The organism is Pseudoalteromonas sp. DL2-H2.2 (assembly GCF_021532535.1).
Lineage (GTDB): Bacteria > Pseudomonadota > Gammaproteobacteria > Enterobacterales > Alteromonadaceae > Pseudoalteromonas > Pseudoalteromonas rubra_A.
The window spans coordinates 1-21,508 of sequence record NZ_JAKGBD010000022.1; the positions used below are offsets into that span (position 1 = coordinate 1).

The following is a 21,508-nucleotide window of genomic DNA, read 5'->3' on the forward strand; positions in this document are numbered from 1 at the left end:
GAACGAGTTAGGCTTTTTGCGTTTAAGTCCCTCAGCAACAGCTAAACCAGCTCATTTCACCTTGCGCAAAGTAAATGTACTCGCGTTGCTCGCTGTCATTGTACTTTGCACTTCATTCATCCATGAAGCTGGGTTGGATGGTGAAGCTCGTACCTAGCAACCTTTGGGCACATCTCCCTGTGGGGGGCTCCCGGCGCGTAATGCGTGTTATCGGCGTCCATGCCTCGCGTTCATCGCGCTGCGAAGCGGTGCTTCGGTCGCAATTCACCCTTGCGCAAAGTAAATGTACTCGCGTTGCTCGCTGTCATTGTACTTTGCACGTTACCTTTGCTGGTTAAAGGCGATTAACCATTGCGAAAAAATGATAACTGTATATACTCACAGTAAATGCACTGTATGGAAAACCAGTTATATGCGACCGCTTACTAAACGACAAGAACAAGTTTTTGAACTTATAAAAGTTTTCATTAAGGATACTGGCATGCCGCCGACTCGAGCAGAGATTGCCGAGTCACTTGGGTTCCGCAGTGCGAATGCCGCAGAAGAGCACTTGAAAGCATTGGCTAAGAAAGGTGTAATTGAAATGGTACCTGGTGCAAGTCGAGGGATCCGTTTGGTTGACGACGAGCCAGAGCAACTAGGGTTACCTTTAATTGGCCGAGTTGCAGCTGGTGAGCCGATACTCGCACAAGAGCATATTGAAAGCCATTGTTCGGTCGATCCTGCAATGTTTCATCCTGCCGCAGATTACTTGTTGCGGGTTAATGGAATGAGCATGAAGAACATAGGGATCATGGACGGAGATCTACTTGCAGTACACCGTACTCAGGTTGTGAATAACGGGCAGGTTGTCGTTGCACGAGTTGAGGAAGATGTAACAGTTAAGCGCTTTGAAAAGCTTGGTAAGAAAGTATACTTGCACGCTGAAAATGAAGACTTCTCTCCTATCGAGGTTGACCTAGAGCAACAGAATTTCTCTGTCGAAGGTTTGGCTGTCGGCGTGATACGCAGCGATATTTAATTCTTTCCTACCGTCCGGCGTGAGACATGCCGGGCGGATTTTACTTCTTGTAAACACTTATATGCAGCCACCCCAAGTGGTTCAGCGTATGAGTGACTCCTAACAAACAGCTATTTTTCAATTGTTTCCCTACCCTAGAAAACAAAATCAGCGTCAGATAAAAACTTGCTAAACGGTTAAATTTTGACTAGTTGTTAAATGGTCGTGCAGTACGCATGGGTTAACCCAAGTGAAATGACAGTCATCCGATAATAAGAACCGTTGCTTCGCACTCCTGAGGCAATCGAGGGAGACGTCTAATGAAAATAGCGAAACTCATCATAGTTGCGATGTGTTTACTCGTCAGTACGCTCGTGTTCGCAAGCGACTACAATATGCGTACGGGGGTTACAGACATCAGTAACCAAGTTTATCAGTTACACATGACCATATTCTGGATCTGTTGCGTAATTGGGCTGATAGTCTTTTCAGTCATGTTTTGGGCATTGATCCACCACCGGCGCTCTAAAGGTGCAGAGCCTGCGCAATTTCATGAAAGTACTAAGGTCGAAATCCTTTGGACAGCCATTCCGTTTTTAATTTTGGTGGCCATGGCAGTGCCTGCAACAAAAACTTTGATTGCGATGGAAGACACTGACAAGGCAGACCTGACAATCAAAGTAACGGGGTCACAGTGGAAATGGCATTACGAATATCTTGGCCATGATGTCGACTTTTATTCCTTAATGTCTACACCAAGAGCGCAGATAGACAATATGGAGAGTAAAACAGAGAACTATCTGCTCGAAGTCGACAAGCCACTGGTCATCCCAACTGGCAAGAAAGTGCGGTTTTTACTTACTTCTGACGACGTGATTCACTCCTGGTGGGTACCCGATTTCGCAGTTAAAAAGGATGCGAATCCTGGGTTTATTAACGAAGCATGGACGAATGTGAATGAACCGGGAACATATCGAGGTCAATGCGCGGAACTGTGTGGCAAAGACCATGGTTTTATGCCTGTTGTAGTGGAAGCAAAGCCCGAAGCTGAGTTTCAGTCGTGGCTTGCTAACGAGAAGGCGCAAAGAGCGCTTGCTGCGCAGCAAGAGGCCGCTTTATTAGATCAGACGCTTAGCAAAGAAGAGCTGATGGCAACTGGGGAGCGCGTCTATATGGCTTATTGTGCTGCTTGCCATCAGCCTACGGGCTTAGGTTTGCAGGGGGTGTTTCCTGCCTTGAAAGGCAGCGCTATGGTCACTGGGGACTTGCAAGCACACATAGCAATTATTATGGATGGGCGTCCAGGTACCGCGATGCAGGCTTTTGCCAAGCAACTCTCATTAAAAGAAGTAGCCGGAGTTATAACCTATAAAAGAAATAGCTGGGGGAATGATACCGGGGAAGTTATCCAACCCAGTCAAATACAAGCTTACCTTGACGGAAAACAGGAGGAAGCCAAATGACTTCGAGCACACAGCAAGCTGAACACGAGCACGATCATGCGCACCACGGTCCGGCAACCGGTATCAAGCGTTGGCTTTTCACAACGAATCATAAAGATATAGGGTCATTATATTTGTTGTTCTCTTTGTTGATGTTTCTGATCGGCGGTGGGATGGCTATGGTGATCCGGGCTGAACTGTTCCAACCGGGGCTTCAGCTTGTAGACCCCCACTTTTTCAATCAAATGACTACAGTCCATGGTTTGATCATGGTGTTTGGTGCCGTAATGCCTGCCTTTACCGGACTGGCTAATTGGATGGTACCCATGATGATTGGCGCGCCCGATATGGCGCTACCACGGATGAACAACTGGAGCTTTTGGATCTTACCATTTGCTTTTCTGATATTGCTGGCCTCGCTCTTTATGGAAGGCGGTGGCCCAGCGTTTGGCTGGACCTTCTATGCGCCTTTGTCCACCACTTACAGTAACGACAATACCGCTTTATTCGTCTTTGCAGTTCATATCATGGGTGTCAGCTCAATAATGGGGGCAATTAATGTCATCGTGACCATAGTCAACATGCGCGCGCCCGGTATGACATGGATGAAGTTACCTTTGTTTGTATGGACCTGGCTGATCACCGCATTTCTGCTGATCGCTGTAATGCCTGTGCTGGCTGGAGCGGTAACTATGGTGTTGACGGATAAGTATTTTGGAACGAGCTTCTTTGATGCTGCCGGCGGGGGGGATCCCGTGATGTTCCAGCATATTTTCTGGTTCTTTGGTCATCCAGAAGTATACATCATGATATTACCGGCTTTTGGGGTGATCTCTACGATAGTGCCGACTTTCTCAAGGAAAAAACTGTTTGGATATGCATCCATGGTATATGCAACCTCATCCATCGCCTTGTTGTCTTTTATTGTGTGGGCACATCATATGTTTACTACCGGTATGCCGTTGGCCGGTGAGCTCTTTTTTATGTATGCGACTATGCTTATCTCTGTACCAACCGGCGTCAAAGTTTTTAACTGGGTAGCTACAATGTGGCGTGGTTCAATCAGTTTTGAAGTGCCGATGTTATTTGCTATCGCGTTTATTGTACTGTTTACGCTCGGAGGCTTTTCGGGCTTAATGCTGGCGATTACGCCCGCCGATTTTCAGTATCACGATACTTACTTTGTGGTTGCTCATTTCCATTACGTGCTGGTCACAGGGGCTGTCTTTTCGATTATGGCAGCAGCTTACTACTGGTTGCCTAAGTGGACAGGCTATATGTACAGCGAGACCTTGGCTAAATGGCACTTTTGGTTGTCATTGGTCAGCGTGAATATCTTATTCTTTCCGATGCACTTTGTTGGGCTCGCAGGAATGCCACGACGGATCCCCGATTACGCACTGCAATTTGCAGACTTCAATGCTTTGATAAGTATTGGCGGCTTTGCCTTTGGTTTATCTCAGCTACTGTTTGTGGCTGTGGTATTCAAGTGCATAGCAGGCGGGCAGCGTGCGCCAGCCAAGGTGTGGGATGGAGCAGAAGGGTTGGAGTGGGATGTTGCGTCACCTGCACCTTATCATACTTTTAGTACACCTCCTGAGGTGAAGTAATGCATGCTCCGTTACTGAGAAAGCTTTTGTTATTGGTGCTGGGTATGTTTGCATTTGCGTTTGCCCTGGTGCCGCTTTACGACGTGTTCTGCGACATCACAGGGCTCAATGGCAAAGTAGAGCTAACAGCCGCTGAGGCAAGCAAAGAGCAAGACTTAGCGCGCAAAGTAGATGTGAGTTTCACAACGCATACGCAAGGACAGGCACCCTTTAAGGTGCAGGCCGAGACCTATCAAGTGACTGTTACACCTGGCACGTTAACAGAAGTCAGTTTTACGGCCGAAAATCTGAGCGTTGATGCTCGCATAATGCAGGCTATTCCATCTGTCTCTCCTGGTATGGCGGCAAAGTATCTGCATAAGCTCGCTTGCTTTTGCTTTGATCAACAAAGTATGCAAGCAAGGCAGAAAATGTCTTTCACCTTACGATTCTATGTCGACACAGAGCTGCCTACTGACATCGCAGAGCTGACGCTCGCATATACGTTGTATGACATCACAGATAGAAATGCGGCTGTTTATGGTATGCCTCAGTACCCAGCAATAAAGCAGTTTGGTGATTTCGAGCGTGACGCGGTTGGTAAAGGTTACGTTTACAGTATACAAGCCGCAGTGTATCAACAAATACGAGGATTAAGTCATGGCTAGTGGTTACGAAAAATATTATGTACCTGAGCAAAGCCCTTGGCCCATAGTGGGGGCCGTAGCCCTGTTTGGAGTTGCTGTAGGGGGAGGGTTAACCGTAATGAAAAGCCCTGCTGGCCAGTTTATTTTATATGCCGGGATTGGCTTACTGTTGTTTATGTTAGCCGGGTGGTTTCGGCATGTTATTCGGGAGTCGCAAGGCGGTTTATATTCACAGCAGATGGATCGTTCATTTCGACAGGGGATGGCCTGGTTTATTTTTTCTGAAGTGATGTTTTTTGCTGCATTTTTTGGTGCTTTGTTCTATGCGCGTATGTTTGCGGTGCCCTGGCTGGGTGGTGCAAGCAATAACGCTATGACAAACGAGTTACTGTGGCCTAGCTTTGAAGCGGTATGGCCTTTACTGAACACACCAAGTGGTGACACAACACAAGCCATGGGATGGCAAGGTCTGCCGCTGATAAACACCATTATTCTTTTGATTTCATCTGTCACACTGCATTTTGCGCACGCTGCCATGGAGCAGGACCAAAGAAACAAAGTAAAGGTGTTTTTAGGGTTAACTATTTTGCTGGGGTTTGCCTTTTTGGCCCTGCAAGTTGAGGAATATGTGTATGCCTATCAGGATTTGGGGCTTACTTTAGAGTCAGGCATTTATGGTAATACCTTCTTTATGCTCACTGGATTTCACGGTATGCATGTCACGCTTGGCGCTATTATTTTAGCAGTGGTTTGGCTACGGGTAATGAAGGGGCATTTTAGTGCACATCATCATTTTGCATTTCAGGCAGGTGCCTGGTACTGGCACTTTGTTGATGTGGTCTGGCTGTGCTTGTTTGTGTTTGTTTATGTGTTGTAGCGCCCGGGGCTGGGTTGAAGTTGAGCCAGCCCAGTCCTTTCGCAATGAGAATAAGCAGCAAAACGCTTGCTGAGAAAAACACCCTTTTACCCAACAGCCGAGACATTGACTCTCCTGATTGAGTCCCTTTGAGCATGATGAACAAAGCTCGAAACAGGTTATAGATGATGCTGAAAAGCAAAACAATAATAATTAATTTGAGTAGCATGACATATGACGCAGGTAAACATAAGTAGATCAAAGGTTAGCGCATATTGCTCAGTTTTGGCAGTGGGTGTTGTGGTGTGCACTTGCCTGGCTCTTTCTCTATGGCAGTGGCAAAGAGCGGCGCAAAAGATCCACCTGATTGAGAAGCGACAAAGCGATCAGTCACCGCTCGAGTTTAATGCGCTTGCTGACCTGCAAAACCCAAGTGCCCTGGAGGGAAAGCTGTTTAGGGTGAGGGGGTATTTTGATACGTCACGTTTTTGGCTGCTCGACAATCAGGTATTAAATGGCGCACCTGGCTATGATGTAGTTACCTTATTTCGCCCTGTTTACGGCGAAACGTGGTTGGTTGTCAATCTTGGCTTCATCCCGGCAACACACAGCCGCGCCGTTTTACCTGAGATTACACTCCCCAGCGAATTACAAACCGTTGACGTAGAGTTCAAAATCGGTAAGTGGGCAGGTTTTACGTTAGCTGCGCAGCCTGATCTGAATGTGACCCAGCCCGAGCTGCTCCAGTACCTTGATCATGCCTTTTTTGTTGCGCAGACACGGCGTCCGGTAGTACCTGCCTTAGCGTATGCTTCACGCCCAGTTATGAGCAACATACAGCCCCACTATGAAGCGGTTGTTATGGGGCCAGAGAAACATCGGGCCTATGCACTGCAATGGTTGTTGTTGGCAGTTGCTGCAGTGGTTGTTCCCTATTTTGCTTATAAAAGGAAGAATGATGAATAAGGTAGCCGGATTATTTTTAGCCTGTTGTATGTTACCTCTGATCGCTGCATGGGTGGTGCTCTGGTCGGGTTGGCAACCGGATAGCACGACTAATCAAGGTAACTTTCTGAGTCAGGAGGTCATCCTGGATGTGCCAGAACAAAGCCACAAGGCCTGGTTTATTGCTTTGAATCAGCCAGCTAGTTGTGCTCAGTTATGTCAGAGCCAGATTGCTTTGATGGAGCAACTCACTGTTGCACTGGGTAAGCATCGTCAGCAAGTGGGCTTGCTTTTGTTGGGTGAGGGACAAAGCGAACAAGCCAGTGTACTGCCAGAGGTTGCAAGTTTATCGCCGGGGGCTTTTTATCTGGTCGACAAGCACGGTCTGGTGGTACTGGAGTATTTACCGCAGCCAGACCAAACCGCAAACAGGGTGCTGCTGAAAGGCCTGCTGAAGGATTTAAAAAAGCTACTGTCTTACGAGCGAAGCAGTGCGGGAGGTAAGCAATGACGCAAGGGTTTAGAAGATTAGTATTTATGTCAGCCTTGCTGGCAGCTCTGGTGGTCACATTGGGGGCCTATACCCGGTTGAGTAATGCCGGCCTTGGCTGCCCGGACTGGCCGGGTTGTTATGGCTTTTTGACGGTGCCTAACGAATCTCATGAATTAATGTCGGCGCAGCAGAAGTTTCCCGGTGCAGAAGTACACCAAAAAAAAGCGTGGATCGAAATGATACACAGGTATTTTGCTGGCAGTTTAGGCTTGATAGTCGCAGTGATTTTTTTTATGGCACTGCGCCACTCCAGCGCCAACAAAAATATAAAAGGGTTGTCGGGGTTACTGGTCGTATTAATCATATTTCAGGCAATGCTGGGTATGTGGACCGTGACGATGAACTTACAGCCTTTGGTGGTAATGGGGCATCTGCTGGGTGGGTTTACCATACTTAGCCTGTTGACGCTGTTATGGCTCAAAGCTCGTCAGCCAGCTGCTGTCCCCATTGCTCATGTTGCCGGTTTGAGGTTTTTGACTCTGGCTGTGTTGTTGATACTGATACTGCAAATTGCGCTGGGCGGATGGCTTGCTGCTAACTATGCTGCGCCTCATTGCCGTGGTTTGCCGTTATGTGAAAATGGCGAGCTGTTCTCACTGAGTAGTCTGTTTCAGTTGCCACATTCTTCCGCCAGTTATGAGTTCGGTGTACTACCGTTTGAAACCCGGCTTTCCATCCACCTGGTTCATCGGGTCTGGGCCATGGTCACGTTGTGTGCCATCTTGCTGTTAAGCTGGCGTTTGTACCGGGGCATTCCCGACAAGCATGTGCGACCTGTCATTATGTTGCCGGCTATCCTTGTATTGTGCCAGGTGCTATTGGGCGGGGCGATTGTACATTGGCAGTTCCCGCTGTTGCTGACGCTATTTCACAATGTGATGGCGGCGCTTTTACTGCTGAGCATGGTTCGGGTGTGTTATCTGCTGTTTTATCAATCTAAGGAGTAAGTTATGGCTATGAGCGTACATCAACTCGGATCAGCACTGCCCGATTTCTACGCAGGTATCAAGCCCTACCTGGCGATCACCAAAGCTAAGGTGGTCATGATGCTGGTACTTACTGCTTGGGTAGGCCTTGCGCTTGCACCGGATACAGGGCGCACTGTGGTACAACAACTAATGAGTTTGCTGTCAATTGGTCTTATCTCTGCGGCGGCTGCTGCGGTTAATCATGTCGTTGATCGAAACAGAGACAGTAAGATGGCACGAACGCGCCACCGTCCCCTGGCGAGGCAACAACTCTGTGTATCAAAGGCGCTGTTGTTTGCCGCTTGTCTGGCTATTGTCGGAACCACAGGTTTATTGGTGTTCAGTAATTGGTTATGCACCGTGTTAACCCTATTGGCCTTGCTCGGATATGCGGTTGTTTACACTATGTTCCTCAAACATATGACGCCGCAAAATATCGTAATTGGTGGACTGGCTGGAGCTTTACCCCCATTACTGGGCTGGGTAAGCGAAACGGGCAGCATGGCGGCCGAGCCCTGGTTATTGGTGATGATCATTTTTGCCTGGACGCCTCCGCATTTTTGGGCACTGGCGATAGCGCGCGAAGCGGATTATGCCAGGGCAGGCACACCTATGTTGCCTGTGACGCATGGGATCCAGTTCACTAAATTGTGTATCGCCGTATATACACTGTTGTTGTCAGTGACCTGTGTGCTTCCTTATCTGATAGGTATGGTGGGGTATGTGTATTTGGCCACGGCCAGTGTACTCAATGGATTGTTTATCTTTTTGGTTGTGCGTTTGTATATTCATCATACAGGTCAACAGGCGATGGGGGTTTTTCGTTTTTCTATCTGGTATTTGCTGTTACTCTTTGTCTCACTATTCGTTGACAGAGCTCTGATATGAAAAAATTTTTTGTTCTTCTATGTACGATTGCACTGCTCCTTGGGTGCCAGCCTGCCCCCAAAGTGTCAGAGTTTGCCGTACATTATGAACAGCCAAGGGCGCTTAAGCCCTTTACGCTGGAAGATCAACATGGCGCGCCGGTTACAACCGAGCAATTAAAAGGGCAATGGAGTTTGTTGTTTCTCGGTTACACACACTGCCCTGATATCTGTCCAATGACTTTGGCCAAACTCACCAATATTGCCGATCAGTTAAAGCCTTACCAAAATGTCAGCGTCTGGTTTGTTGCGGTAGACCCACAGCGCGATACGCAAGAAAAACGAAAACAATATATTGATTACTTTAATCCTGATTTTGTCGCTGCATCAGCGCCCCATAACGTCTTGTTCCCATTTGTTCGGGACATTGGCTTGATCTATGCCATTAATAACAGTGACCAACCAGAGTATTATGTCGACCATAGTGCATCGATTGCATTAGTTAACCCGCAAGCGCAATTGGCGGCCATATTCAAGCCTGAGTTCAAGGCCGGGGAGGTGCCCGTTATTAATGAGTCTCAGCTAATTGAAGACTTTAAAGTGATAGTCCCTGGTCAGTAGTAGGCTGCGTAAAGTGACTGAATTTAATAATTAATTATTTCTTTTAAGTTATAAATATGGCAATTTCACGGTCACGGTCTAATCTATTCATATCAATAAGATTTGCAAGGAATGTGCAAGGCACATGATTAAACTTCCCCCGGAGCTGGTCATAAACCAGGTTGAAGAATTGCATCAGCAGCTGGTGCTTGAGCTTGATGCAGGCCATGCTATTTCTTTAGACATCAGTGAGATTGTGCGTGCAGACACGGCTTCAATCCAACTGCTGTGTGCGTTGCAAAAATATTTGTTGGATATTGGACAGCACATTTCCTGGGTAGGCGAAAGTGCCGCGTTGTCTTCATCTGTTGAGAAACTAGGGTTAACCGAACTTTTATCTATCAGTAGTACGAATTAAGAGGTCATTATGAAAAAGATTTTAGCTGTGGATGATTCTGCTTCAATGCGTCAGATGGTTGGCTTTACTTTAAAAAAAGCGGGCTTTGACGTGGTCGAGGCAAAGGATGGCAGTGAAGCGCTCAATCTGGCTAAACAACAAGGGTTTGATGCTGTGATCTCGGATGTGAATATGCCCGTTATGGATGGCATTACCCTAATTCGGGAGCTGAGAAACTTACCTGATTACAAGTTTACTCCGTTGCTGATGCTCACCACCGAGTCGGGCCTGGATAAGAAAAGCGAAGGTAAAGCGGCAGGCGCTACGGGCTGGATTGTGAAACCATTTAACCCTGAACAATTGCTGGCTGTACTGAAAAAAGTCATTCGTTAATCCTCACGAGGTGCTGCCATGAGTATCGACTTAAGTCAGTTTTTCGATGTGTTTTTTGAAGAAAGCTTCGAAGGGCTCGATGCGATGGAGTCTGAGTTACTGAACCTTGAACCAGGTAAAGAAGATCAGGAGACCATCAATACCATTTTTCGTGCTGCACATTCAATAAAAGGTGGAAGTGGTACCTTTGGCTTTACAGCAGTTTCTGACTTTACTCATGTGCTTGAGACTTTGTTAGACCAAATTCGCAACGGGCAACGACAGCTTACTGCGGAGCATGTCAATCTGTTGCTCAAGGCCGTTGATTGTTTACGGGCGATGCTGACGGCTTTGCAGGCGCAACAGGAGCCCGAGCAACAAGAAGCAAACGAATTAAAACAGCGCTTTGAAGCCATTCTTAATGGTGACGGTCGCACTGACGAGCAAGGGCAGGCTACCAGTACAAGCGACGATACATCCGAAGAGCAGGCACACCTTCCTATCACGTTTCAGATCGATTTCAAGCCTTTGCCCTACCTGTTTAAAACGGGCAATGAGCCCTTGTACATGATTGCTGAGTTGTCTGAACTCGGAGAGCTGGAAATCCAAGCTCTGCACGATGAGTTGCCTAAGTTCAAACAGCTGACGCCCGATGATTGCTACCTTTATTGGCGGTTTTTCCTGACCACCACACGTGGCGAGGCGGCAATTCGTGAGATCTTCGAATGGGTAGAAGATGATGCCGAAATCACCATAGTGCAATGCGGCGGTCTATTCGATGCGCCTGCTGAACCCACAGCACAAGTCGATATGCTGCCTTACGAGCAGGCTGAGCCCGAACTACCACTAGAGATAAATGTCCCTCAAAAACCGCTGCACGAAGTTAAAAAGGAGCCATCGGCGGGTAAAGATGCGCGTAAAAATGCAGATCCCAGCACCACTTCCATTCGGGTCGGTATAGATAAGGTGGATTCACTCATCAATATGGTAGGAGAGCTGGTTATTACACAGGCTATGCTCAGTCAGATAGGTGAGCAGGAAATTACCGAGTCCAGTATCGCGGCGCTGCAAGAGGGTCTTGCGCAACTGGCGCATAATACCCGCGATCTGCAGGAAAACGTGATGCGTATTCGTATGCTGCCGATCAGCTTTGTTTTCAGCCGCTTTCCACGACTCGTGCGCGACATTTCACAAAAATTAAATAAGCAGGTAGAGCTTAAGTTGATTGGAGAGCAAACCGAGCTAGATAAAACCGTCATGGAAAAGCTCTCTGATCCTATGGTGCACCTGGTACGCAACTCGCTGGATCATGGCCTTGAGACACCCGAGCAGCGCATTGCTCAGGGTAAGGATCCGGTCGGAACAGTCACGCTGAATGCATTTCACCAGGGCGGTAATATTGTGATTGAGATTATGGACGATGGCAAAGGACTGGATACCGATAAAATTCGCAACAAAGCTATTCAAAACGGGCTCATCCAGGCGCAGGACGAACTTTCTGTTGACGAGATCAATGAACTAATTTTTATGCCCGGCTTTTCAACCGCAGACAATGTCAGTGAAATATCCGGCCGGGGTGTTGGCATGGATGTGGTGCGTAAAAATATTCAGGCCTTGAATGGCTCAGTGGAAGTGAGTTCTGAAGCTGGCGTTGGGTCAACTTTTACTATCCGCTTGCCACTGACGTTGGCAATTTTGGATGGGCAACTGGTACAGGTTGCTGAACATACTTATATTATTCCACTGATCTCGATTGTTGAATCGCTGCAAATTGATATTACCAAAGTCAGTAACGTTGGTAAGGGCTTACAGGTGCTACGTTTGCGCGATGAGTACATTCCTATCCTTCGTTTGTATGACATTTTTAACCACAAAGGTGCGCGCGAAGAACTGGACAAGACCTTGCTGGTGGTGGTTGAAAACGACAATTACAAAGTGGGTATCCTGGTGGATGATTTATTAGCTCAGCAGCAGGTTGTGATAAAAAGCCTTGAAGCCAACTATCAACGTGTTGATGGTATTTCAGGGGCAACCATTTTAGGGGATGGCACGGTGTCTTTGATCATTGATATCAGTGGCCTGATAAAACTGAGCGGTTTAAGGCGACCTGGCTCGTCTGAGCTGCTCGTTGACCTGAAGACGGATGAGGGTATCCCGGCATGACAGAGCGCATGAACTTGAATCAGCAACTGGTGCTGGATGCCAATGCAGACGAGAAGCAGTTTCTGACGTTTATGATGGATGAAGAAGAGTACGGGATTGATATTCTAACGGTCCAGGAAATTCGTGGCTGGGAGCCTGTAACTGTGATCCCCAACTCTCCATCATTTGTTAAAGGTGCGATGAATCTGCGCGGGACGATAGTACCCATTATCGACCTGCGGCAGCGGTTTGGTATTACTCACATCGACTATGGCCCGCTCACTGTGGTGATAGTGGTGTCGGTAACCCTCAATGAGCAGAAAAAACTGATGGGCATTGTCGTAGATGCGGTGTCCGATGTGTATAGCATCTCAGAAGAGACCGCGAAGGATGTGCCCGATTTTCAGGACTCAGAAAATGCACAGTTTGTTCATGGTCTGGTCAATGTAGGGGAAAAAATGGTGGTGTTATTAAATTTGAAGAAAGTGCTCGATTTACACGACAAAAGTTGTGTTAAGAGTAACGGGGGCTGAAATGAGTAGTCAGAGTATCCAAAGTCGTTTAAACAATAAAATCATAATCGCCGGTGTGATACTGGTTGTCAGCATCGTACTGGGACTTCAGCTTGGGGGCACAGCTTCTGAAAGCATGAAGCTGGTGGCAGTGGCCTTACCTCTGTTTGGGGTTGTCGTGGCTTTAGGATACCTGAGGATGGCGCTATCAGCGTTTAGTGACCAGCTGGGTTGCGTGTATCGCGTGTTGCCGCATGTCTCGGTGGCAGATCAGGATGTGCTGCAGGGCATAGACCTAAGTGACTTTCCTGACTTGTTCAAAGCGTTAAAAGCCTCAGACGATGAGCAGGAGCAAAACGATTATACACAGAGCTTGCTGCTGGCACTGCAAGGTTGCCAGGCCAATATTATGGTGGCAGACGCCGATCTGAATATTGTTTATCTGAATGACTCCGTAAAATCTATGCTCAAAGTGAATGAGCAGCAATTACAGCAGGATTTACCGGGATTTAGTGTTGCCGGCCTGATAGGCACCAATATTGATTCCTTCCATAAAAACCCAAGTCATCAGCGTAATATTCTGGCCAATTTGCGCGACACCTATCAAACCAGAATTAAGGTTGCGGGGCTGTCATTTGATCTCATTGCCACACCCGTCTTTGATGAGGGGCACCGGATTGCGACACTGGTTGAATGGAAAGACCAGACGCAGTGGCTTGCGGCTGAAGAAAAACACCGCAGCCTGGCTGAGAAGAATGCGCGAATTTCCCGTGCCCTGGATGTGTGTCAGGCGAATGTAATGTTGGCCGACGAGCACCTCAATATCGTCTATGTTAATGAGTCGGTACTGGCCATGCTCAGAGGCAATGAGGCCCAGCTTCGCACGGCATTGCCTCACTTTGATGCTGATTCTTTAATTGGTACCAACATCGATGTGTTTCATGAGAATCCGCAGCATCAGCGCGGTTTACTGAACAAGCTATCAGATGTGTATAGCACCGATATTGTGGTTGCTGGATTTAATTTTGGTTTGATTGCCACGCCGGTCTTTGATCAAAAAGGGGCGCGCATTGGCACTGTGGTTGAGTGGGAAGATAAAACGGAGCGTTTGGCTGCTGAGCAAAAAGCGTTGCAGGCTGCGGGTGAAAACCTGAGGGTACGCCGTGCACTCGACAATGTGCAAACCAATACCATGATTGCTGACGCCAACAATACCATAGTGTATATGAATCAGGCGGTACTCGAGATGATGAGAAATGCCGAGTCTGATATCCGCAAAGACCTGCCTAATTTCGACAGTAACCAATTGGTTGGGCAAAATATCGATGTATTTCATCGCAATCCTGCGCACCAGAGACGCCTGTTAGAGACCTTGTCTAAACCTTATCAAACCGAAATAAAGGTTGGCGGGCGTACCTTTGGCCTGGTTGCTAATCCCATCATCACGGATGCTGGTGAGCGTGCCGGTACTGTGGTCGAGTGGGAAGACAGAACTGGCGAAGTCGCAATTGAGCAGGAAGTGAATGCGGTGGTGGAGTCGGCTCGTGCGGGGAATTTGTCAGCGCGACTGGAGGAAGGCGATAAGCAGGGGTTTTATTTACGCCTCACTCAGGGGCTCAATGGGTTGCTTGAAAGCGTCGATGGTGCTGTGACCGACACGGGGAATATGTTAGATGCGCTAGCCCGAGGCGATCTTACACAGCGCATTGAAGCCGACTATCAGGGGGCGTTCGACAAGCTGAAACAAGATGCGAACAGCACAGCTGACAAACTGACCAATGTGCTTGAGCGGATCAGTGCGTCAGCCACTTTGGTTGCCAGTGGTGCAGAGGAAATATCGCAAGGTAATGCAGACTTAAGCCAGCGTACTGAAGAACAGGCCTCTTCGTTGGAAGAAACGGCGTCGAGTATGGAACAAATGACCAGCACGGTGCGTCAGAATGCAGACAATGCCAAGGTCGCCAATGAGCTGGCTGAAGAAACCAGCGAAAAAGCAACGCGCGGCGGTGAGGTGGTTAATCGTGCGGTCGAAAGTATGTCTGCAATCAACGATTCGAGTAAAAAAATCGCCGATATCATCAGCGTAATAGATGAAATTGCTTTTCAGACCAATTTACTGGCGTTGAATGCCGCGGTAGAGGCAGCCCGGGCTGGTGAACAGGGGCGGGGTTTTGCCGTGGTGGCAGGCGAAGTGCGAAACCTGGCTCAGCGCTCCGCGGGAGCGGCAAAAGAGATCAAAGATTTGATCCGGGACAGTGTTAGCAAAGTTGAAGATGGTACGCTGTTGGTTAATGAGTCAGGTGAAACACTCAAGGAAATAGTGGCATCTGTCAGACGTGTCACCAATATGATCTCTGATATTGCGGATGCTTCGGTAGAGCAAAGCTCCGGGATTGAACAGGTAAATAAAGCCGTTACTCAGATGGATGAAATGACCCAGCAAAATGCAGCGCTGGTGGAGCAAGCATCCGCTGCGGGTGAATCAATGGCTGAACAGGCAAATGATATGCGCAATATGCTCAACTTCTTTAAAGTTGGAGAGGCGCCAGTTGCCCGCCAGGCTATAGCGAATAAACCTCAGGCGACAAATGGTCAGGCTCGCTCGCCTGCCATGGGTTTGTCGGCGCCTGAAAGTCGCACTACGCAAGCGCCTTTGGAAACCAAAGCCAACCGTTTTGCGGACGACTCTGAGGAATGGGAAGAGTTTTAACAGTTCTGGTTTGTTTGCACCGCTGTGCTGCGGTGCCGCGCACTTCGCATCAGCTTCGTGACAGTGGCACGTCTTAACCCACCGGAATTATCACATACCGAGTGCACGTAACACTGCATGATACGAGCGCTCGGGCTCATGACGCTTGGGTGAGGAGGGATATGAAAGAGTTTTTGATGACGGATGAGGACTTCAGCAGTATATCTCGGCGAGTTTACGAGACCTGCGGTATCGTACTCGGTCCTCATAAACGCGACATGGTGTACTCGCGACTAGCACGCAGAGTGAGGGCCAACGGATTAAGCTCATTTGCAGATTATCTGGCGTTTCTCAATGAAGAACCCGATGCAGAGTTTAGCCACTTTATTAATGCCATCACAACGAACCTCACCTCCTTCTTTCGCGAAGTGCATCATTTTGACTTTTTACACCAGAAGGTGATCCCTGAGCTAAAGCTCAAACATAAAACAGATAAACGGGTGCGGATCTGGTCCGCAGGCTGCTCGACTGGTGAAGAGGCTTATAGTATTGCGATGACCATAGGCAACGCATTTCCAGCTGACTGGGATGTGAAGGTACTAGCCACGGATCTGGACTCGAACGTATTGCACAAAGGCCAGGAAGGTATTTATAACAGTGCATCGGTGACAGGGTTGAATAGCGAGCATCTGAAAAAATGGTTTATGGGCAGCCCAGATGGCACTCAGTACAAAGTAAAAGAAACGTTGCGCTCGAGCGTGTACTTTAAGCGCCTTAATTTGCTGGAGCCGTGGCCAATGAAAGGGCCTTTCGATGTGATTTTTTGTCGTAATGTGCTGATTTATTTTGACAAGGCAACCAAAGACAGGTTGTTTGAAAACTTTTATCAACTGCTGGCCGAACAAGGTTATTTATTTATCGGTCACTCGGAGACGATGGGCAAAGAGCATTTGGAGTTTAAAAACCTGGGGAGAACTATGTATCAAAAGGCGGCGCAGATATGAACCAGTTTAAGCCTGTGTTACATGGCTTTGAACATGTAAAACGATTCTGGGATTCGGGTCGTGGTGCTGTTGTCGCAAAAGTGTTACCCGGAGAGTTTTATGTATCAAAGAATGATGAGCTGATCTCCACGGTATTAGGCTCCTGTATTGCGGCTTGCATTTATGACGAACACCACAGGGTGGGTGGTATGAACCACTTTATGCTGCCAGGTGTAAAAGGGACGACCGCGATTCATGCCGACGATCTTAATTGTCGCTATGGTAACTGGGCTATGGAATACCTGATCAATGAAGTGATTAAAAACGGGGCCAGACGAGAGAATCTAAAAATTAAGCTGTTTGGCGGCGGGAAAATCATCAGCTCGATGACAGACATAGGTATTGGCAACATTCGCTTTGCAGAAGCCTACGTAGAGGAAGAAAATCTCACTCTTATCTCCCACGATGTCGGTGGGCCCTGGCCACGCAAAGTGGTATTTCACCCTCAAACGGGTAAAGCTCAGGTGAAGAAGCTGCGTCAGATGCACAACGACACCATTGAAAAACGCGAGGTTAAGTATCTGCATGATATTGAAGAGCAAGGCAAGCAAACTGATATTGAGTTGTTTTAGAGAGAGCGCATGATTAAGGTACTGATAGTTGATGATTCCCCTTCGCTGAGAGCGATACTGACCAAGGTCCTTGAGCTTGCCCAGGATATCCAGGTGGTCGGGACGGCCGAAGATCCCTATGAAGCGCGTGAGATGATTAAGAAGCTCAACCCCGATGTGTTAACCCTGGATATTGAAATGCCAAGGATGAACGGGCTGAGCTTTCTCAAAAACCTCATGCGCCTGCGCCCGATGCCTGTGATCATGCTATCAACCTTAACGCAGCAGGGGTCGCCTGCAACGCTCGAGGCGCTGGAACTGGGTGCCATTGACTTCATCGCCAAGCCAACCTCAAATGTGGCTGCCCAGCTACACGCTTACGCAGAGACATTACATCAGAAGATCCGTATTGCCCGCCAGGCCAACCTGTATGCCCTTCGTGCTGAAAAAGATGTGCAACAGGCACCTGTATCGCAGCATACCCAGTTCAAAACCAGCGCTGTGTTGGCGCTGGGAGCATCTACAGGCGGTACCGAGGCATTACGTGAGGTTTTGGTCCGGTTACCCCAGCACTGCCCACCCGTGGTAATTGCGCAGCATATCCCCCCGGTATTTAGCACGTCGTTTGCGCAGCGTATGGACCGTATTTGCGATGTATCGGTTAAAGAAGCCGAAGATGGGGATGTGCTTATGCCCGGGGAGGTGTTTATTGCACCAGGAGACAGGCACCTTAAAGTGGTTCAAAAAGGAGGGCGCCTGCTGTGTCAGCTGTGCCAGAGTGAGAAAGTTAACCGCCACAGGCCCTCAGTGGATGTGTTGTTCGACTCTCTATTGCCATGGGCAAAACAGGTCAGCGCGGGTTTATTGACTGGTATGGGCAGTGATGGCGCTGCAGCGCTGCTGCGTCTCAGAGAGGCCGGAGCAAAAACGCTGGCGCAGGATGAGGCGACCTCTGTGGTGTGGGGCATGCCACGGGCCGCCGTTGAAATGAAGGCGGCCGATAAAGTGGTGCCGCTGTCCAAGGTAACGATGGAGCTGCTTAGTGCTGTGAAGCGTCCGTGATCACCCAAGGTTGCGAGTACCAGTAAAATTGTCCACTTTGTTTTTTTGAAGGCGCCGTACAGTTATAGCGAGAACGCCCATTCGATAAGGGTTTTGGTGTTGTAATCGTCACGGTTTTATCACCCTGCCAGGTCAGCTCTGCTTTGCCTGCACCAGATACAAAACAGGCGAACTGGCTCTGGTAAAAATCCATCTCTTTAAAGGTCAGGGTAATTGAGGGTGTGCGGTTATCCGTGACCGAATCCTGATATTTAGCCTGAGCCAGTGAAAACGGCAGTGAATAAAGCTTGGTTTTTAAGGTTTTCAGACTGGCATAGATGCCTGAAGCGGGAAAACGTGGCAGACGGGTAAAGTCTGAGTCTGGTCCAACGGCGCCAGAATGTTGTCCAATCCCTACCAGGTTCAGCTCGGCGACTAACGCTTGCAAAGGGCGGTTAAACTCGCCATAGGGGTAAGCGATATAAGGTAAATCATGGCCCACCTCGGCTTTGATCCGCGCTTGTGACCAAAGCAGATCCTCACGGATCCGGTTACGCCACTGAGCCTGGCTTTCTCCGGCTAGCTTATGATGCAGGTAATCGTGCTGAGCGCTGTGGTTGGCAATTAATGCACCGCGTTTTGCCAGCTGGCGCAGCTGCTCCCAGCTCATTACATAGCCTTTTTTCTCATCAATCAGTTTAGGGTTAACAAAAATCGTATAGGGATAACCAAATTGCTTAAGCAGTGGGGCTGCCGCTTCCATGTTGTTCAGGTAACCATCGTCAAAGGTAATGGCGACGGTTTTTGTAGGCAGTGCGTTACCTGCCTGCAGTTGCGTGATCAGCGTATCCAAGGCAATCACGTTAAACTGCTCTGTTTTGAGAAAGGTCAGGTGCTCAAGAAAAGTGGCTTCACTGACGCTGGTGACGGCCGGCAGTTTTTCACTGACATGATGATACTGTAGAATGACCGCGGCCAGGCCTGCCCGGGTGTTGAATAAAACGAGTATAAGAACTAAAACATGAAACCACTTAATCGCGCGCATACTTCCCACCATTTTCAATTGCTTGCTATTGCTGCCCCGATGATTTTATCAAATATCTCGGTGCCCCTGTTAGGATTAGTTGATACGGCGGTTATCGGCCATCTGAGTGAAGCCTATTACCTTGCTGGTATTGCGCTGGGTTCCGGCAGCATTGCCTTACTGTTCTGGCTGGCCAGTTTTTTGCGCATGAGCACCACCGGGGAAATTGCCCAGGCAAATGGCCAGCAAGACGCTGGACGGGCGCTTCAGTCGTTGTCGGCCAGTATGAGCTTTGCTGTGTTGTTTGCTCTGTTGTTGATAGCGAGTACGCCCTGGTTACTTGACCTGATCGCGGCGCTATCCGCGGCCACCCCTGAAGTTTTTGAACAAGCGGCGATATACTTTTCCATTCGTATCTTCAGTGCGCCCGCTGCCATGCTGAATCTGGTGATGCTTGGATTTATGCTGGGGATGCAATACGGACGTGGTCCTTTCTACGTGGTGTTGTTTACTAACATCGTTAATATAGTACTGGATGTCCTGTTTGTGGTAGTGCTGGACTTTGCCGTTGCAGGGGCGGCCTGGGCATCTGTGATTGCTGATTATTCCGCGCTGGTGTTGTCTTGTTATTTGCTGCGCGGGGTGCTTGAGCGGGCAGGCTGGCAGTGGCAGTTCAAAGTACCACACAAAGAGGAGATGCAACGTTTGCTGCATCTTAACCGTGATATTTTTATTCGTTCTCTCATGCTGCAGCTGTGTTTTAGCTTTATGACTTTTTATGGCGCGAGGCTGGGCGAAGATATTCTGGCTGCCAACGCGGTGCTGCTGAACTTTCTGATGCTGGTGAGCTTTGCGATGGATGGCATTGCGTATGCTGTTGAAGCCAAAGTCGGGCAGGCCAAAGGCGCACGAGACTTAGCTATGTTAAGGCGTTGGGTGCGGCTGAGCTGCTTCTGGGCTGGTTGCTTCGCCCTGGTGTATACCCTGGTGTTTGCTTTGTTTGGTCCGGCTGTGATTGGCTTACTCACCGACATTCCGGTGGTTATTGATACTGCACTGGTGTATTTGCCCTGGCTGGTCGTGTTACCTGTGATAGCAACCAGCTGCTTTTTATTTGATGGCGTATTCGTTGGCCTGACCCGGGCGAAGGAAATGCGCAACAGTATGTTACTGTCCGCTGTGCTTGGATTCTTTGTGCCGTTTTTGCTGGCTCAGCAATGGGGTAATCACGGATTATGGTTTGCCATGAGTTGCTTTATGGGATTAAGAGGGCTGACACTGATTGTGAAATATCAGCAGCTGAGTGCCAGGCAGCAGTTACTGGATTAAATCAACCTGCGGTATGCGCCAAAAGGCGCTGATGGCTTATTTCCATTCATCAAAGGCCTTTTTGGCCTCGGCTTTAGCGGCGTCACGTGCCGACAGTACCTGAGAAAAGCGATTGGCGAAGATCCCCAGATAGCCATAGCCGGCCACACCCAGTGCGAGCGCTAGTATGACTAAGCCAGGCAGCTGGAGCCAGGCTTGATAGAAATAACCCAGCGCAATCAGCGCCGCGCTGAGTGCAAACAACGCGAGCCCGCAGAGGAAAAACCGCAGACTCCGCTTAGGGTGAGACCCTAAGCGGTAAATCAAACGCCGCATACCCAATTAATAGTATGAGTGATCGCCTCGTGAGTGCTCGGTGATATCACGCACCCCAGTGATCTCTTCGAACTTGGCGATCATTTCTTTTTCGATGCCTTCTTTAAGCGTGACATCAATCATTGAGCAGCCGTTACAGCCACCACCGAATTGTAGTACCGCAATACCTTCAGCTGTGATTTCAACCAGGCTAACCTGACCACCGTGGTTGGCCAGCTGAGGGTTCACTTCGGTAACCAGCATGTGTTCAACGCGCTCTTCCAAAGAAGCATTGTTGCTGAGCTTTTTGGCTTTCGCATTCGGTGCTTTCAGGGTGAGCTGGCTGCCCATTTTATCGGTGACAAAGTCAATTTCAGCTTCTTCCAGGAATGGCGCGCTTTCTGCGTCAACGACGGCTTCAAAACCATTAAAGGGCAGGCGAATATCGCTGTCTTCAACGGCATCGGCTGGGCAATACGACACACCGCACTCCGCCTGAGCGGTACCTGGGTTGACGACGAATACGCGAATGTTAGTTCCATCGGCCTGATCGGCCAATAACTTGGCAAAATGTGACTGAGCTGTCTCTGAAATTGTGATCATAATCTACGCTATACTTGACTAAATTACTCGGTTAATCCCTATGAT

Annotated in this window: 22 protein-coding genes and 1 pseudogene; 19 read left to right on the forward strand and 4 right to left on the reverse strand. The window is 48.6% G+C overall.

Features of this window, described 5'->3' with window-relative positions; translation table 11 throughout:
* Positions 1-412 precede the first annotated feature (412 nt).
* The 5 genes and pseudogenes from lexA to L1285_RS22385 all read left to right on the forward strand — a co-directional run bounded on the left by lexA (position 413) and on the right by L1285_RS22385 (position 5,555).
* Entirely contained in the window at positions 413-1,021 is a 609-nt protein-coding gene (lexA, locus tag L1285_RS22365; RefSeq protein ID WP_046007083.1) for a transcriptional repressor LexA, read from the forward strand.
* Between the two features lie 329 nt (positions 1,022-1,350).
* A complete protein-coding gene (gene coxB / locus L1285_RS22370) occupies positions 1,351-2,463 on the forward strand; it encodes a cytochrome c oxidase subunit II (protein ID WP_235414431.1) in 1,113 nt (370 codons plus the stop codon).
* A complete protein-coding gene (ctaD, locus tag L1285_RS22375; RefSeq protein ID WP_046007081.1) occupies positions 2,460-4,052 on the forward strand; it encodes a cytochrome c oxidase subunit I in 1,593 nt (530 codons plus the stop codon). Before coxB ends, ctaD begins: the two co-directional genes overlap by 4 nt.
* A pseudogene (locus L1285_RS22380) lies at positions 4,052-4,567 on the forward strand (cytochrome c oxidase assembly protein); the annotation flags it as partial. The gene ctaD and the pseudogene L1285_RS22380, both read left to right, overlap by 1 nt.
* A 124-nt stretch (positions 4,568-4,691) precedes the next feature.
* Positions 4,692-5,555 carry a cytochrome c oxidase subunit 3 gene (locus L1285_RS22385; RefSeq protein ID WP_235414393.1) on the forward strand — a complete coding sequence of 288 codons (864 nt, stop codon included), beginning with the start codon at positions 4,692-4,694 and terminating at the stop codon, positions 5,553-5,555.
* On the opposite strand, the gene L1285_RS22390 is transcribed toward L1285_RS22385, so the two are convergent.
* The gene (locus L1285_RS22390; protein WP_082079009.1) at positions 5,455-5,763 is read right to left on the reverse strand and encodes a DUF2909 domain-containing protein; all 309 of its coding nucleotides are present in this window, start codon (positions 5,761-5,763) and stop codon (positions 5,455-5,457) included. The two genes, L1285_RS22385 and L1285_RS22390, sit on opposite strands and share 101 nt — an antisense overlap.
* Before the next feature lie 62 nt (positions 5,764-5,825).
* On the opposite strand from L1285_RS22390, the gene L1285_RS22395 reads away from it, so the two are divergent.
* The 13 genes from L1285_RS22395 to L1285_RS22455 all read left to right on the forward strand — a co-directional run bounded on the left by L1285_RS22395 (position 5,826) and on the right by L1285_RS22455 (position 18,234).
* A complete protein-coding gene (locus L1285_RS22395) occupies positions 5,826-6,500 on the forward strand; it encodes an SURF1 family protein (protein WP_235414432.1) in 675 nt (224 codons plus the stop codon).
* On the forward strand, positions 6,490-6,990 hold the full coding sequence (locus tag L1285_RS22400; protein ID WP_235414394.1) for a transmembrane cytochrome oxidase associated protein: 501 nt from the start codon (positions 6,490-6,492) through the stop codon (positions 6,988-6,990). Before L1285_RS22395 ends, L1285_RS22400 begins: the two co-directional genes overlap by 11 nt.
* Complete coding sequence (locus L1285_RS22405; protein WP_235414395.1) at positions 6,987-7,979, forward strand: COX15/CtaA family protein; 993 nt, start codon at positions 6,987-6,989, stop codon at positions 7,977-7,979. The genes L1285_RS22400 and L1285_RS22405 overlap by 4 nt, the downstream gene beginning before the upstream one ends.
* A gap of 3 nt (positions 7,980-7,982) precedes the next feature.
* Entirely contained in the window at positions 7,983-8,888 is a 906-nt protein-coding gene (cyoE, locus tag L1285_RS22410; protein ID WP_235414396.1) for a heme o synthase, read from the forward strand.
* Entirely contained in the window at positions 8,885-9,487 is a 603-nt protein-coding gene (locus L1285_RS22415) for an SCO family protein (protein ID WP_235414397.1), read from the forward strand. The genes cyoE and L1285_RS22415 overlap by 4 nt, the downstream gene beginning before the upstream one ends.
* 124 nt (positions 9,488-9,611) lie before the next feature.
* On the forward strand, positions 9,612-9,884 hold the full coding sequence (locus tag L1285_RS22420; RefSeq protein WP_046007073.1) for an STAS domain-containing protein: 273 nt from the start codon (positions 9,612-9,614) through the stop codon (positions 9,882-9,884).
* A gap of 9 nt (positions 9,885-9,893) precedes the next feature.
* The gene (locus L1285_RS22425) at positions 9,894-10,256 is read left to right on the forward strand and encodes a response regulator (RefSeq protein WP_046007072.1); all 363 of its coding nucleotides are present in this window, start codon (positions 9,894-9,896) and stop codon (positions 10,254-10,256) included.
* An 18-nt stretch (positions 10,257-10,274) separates the two neighbouring features.
* Positions 10,275-12,398 carry a chemotaxis protein CheA gene (locus L1285_RS22430; protein WP_235414398.1) on the forward strand — a complete coding sequence of 708 codons (2,124 nt, stop codon included), beginning with the start codon at positions 10,275-10,277 and terminating at the stop codon, positions 12,396-12,398.
* Positions 12,395-12,910, forward strand: a complete 516-nt coding sequence (locus L1285_RS22435) for a chemotaxis protein CheW (RefSeq protein ID WP_125721762.1) — start codon at positions 12,395-12,397, stop codon at positions 12,908-12,910. The genes L1285_RS22430 and L1285_RS22435 overlap by 4 nt, the downstream gene beginning before the upstream one ends.
* 1 nt (position 12,911) lies before the next feature.
* Positions 12,912-15,599, forward strand: coding sequence for a methyl-accepting chemotaxis protein (locus L1285_RS22440; RefSeq protein WP_235414399.1), 2,688 nt, complete (start codon positions 12,912-12,914; stop codon positions 15,597-15,599).
* Positions 15,600-15,760: 161 nt separating this feature from the next.
* Positions 15,761-16,582 carry a CheR family methyltransferase gene (locus L1285_RS22445; protein WP_235414400.1) on the forward strand — a complete coding sequence of 274 codons (822 nt, stop codon included), beginning with the start codon at positions 15,761-15,763 and terminating at the stop codon, positions 16,580-16,582.
* Positions 16,579-17,193, forward strand: a complete 615-nt coding sequence (gene cheD / locus L1285_RS22450) for a chemoreceptor glutamine deamidase CheD (protein WP_046007067.1) — start codon at positions 16,579-16,581, stop codon at positions 17,191-17,193. The genes L1285_RS22445 and cheD overlap by 4 nt, the downstream gene beginning before the upstream one ends.
* Before the next feature lie 9 nt (positions 17,194-17,202).
* Entirely contained in the window at positions 17,203-18,234 is a 1,032-nt protein-coding gene (locus tag L1285_RS22455; protein ID WP_235414401.1) for a protein-glutamate methylesterase/protein-glutamine glutaminase, read from the forward strand.
* On the opposite strand, the gene L1285_RS22460 is transcribed toward L1285_RS22455, so the two are convergent.
* A complete protein-coding gene (locus L1285_RS22460) occupies positions 18,212-19,258 on the reverse strand; it encodes a polysaccharide deacetylase family protein (protein ID WP_235414402.1) in 1,047 nt (348 codons plus the stop codon). The two genes, L1285_RS22455 and L1285_RS22460, sit on opposite strands and share 23 nt — an antisense overlap.
* Here L1285_RS22460 and dinF point away from each other — a divergent pair.
* On the forward strand, positions 19,235-20,566 hold the full coding sequence (dinF, locus tag L1285_RS22465) for an MATE family efflux transporter DinF (protein WP_268836296.1): 1,332 nt from the start codon (positions 19,235-19,237) through the stop codon (positions 20,564-20,566). The two genes, L1285_RS22460 and dinF, sit on opposite strands and share 24 nt — an antisense overlap.
* Positions 20,567-20,602: 36 nt before the next feature.
* On the opposite strand, the gene L1285_RS22470 is transcribed toward dinF, so the two are convergent.
* Together L1285_RS22470 and nfuA are read right to left on the reverse strand one after the other, a co-directional pair.
* Entirely contained in the window at positions 20,603-20,881 is a 279-nt protein-coding gene (locus L1285_RS22470) for a hypothetical protein (RefSeq protein ID WP_235414403.1), read from the reverse strand.
* Between the two features lie 6 nt (positions 20,882-20,887).
* Positions 20,888-21,463 (reverse strand): Fe-S biogenesis protein NfuA, encoded by a 576-nt coding sequence (gene nfuA, locus L1285_RS22475; RefSeq protein ID WP_235414404.1) that lies wholly within the window; start codon positions 21,461-21,463, stop codon positions 20,888-20,890.
* Positions 21,464-21,508 lie beyond the last annotated feature (45 nt).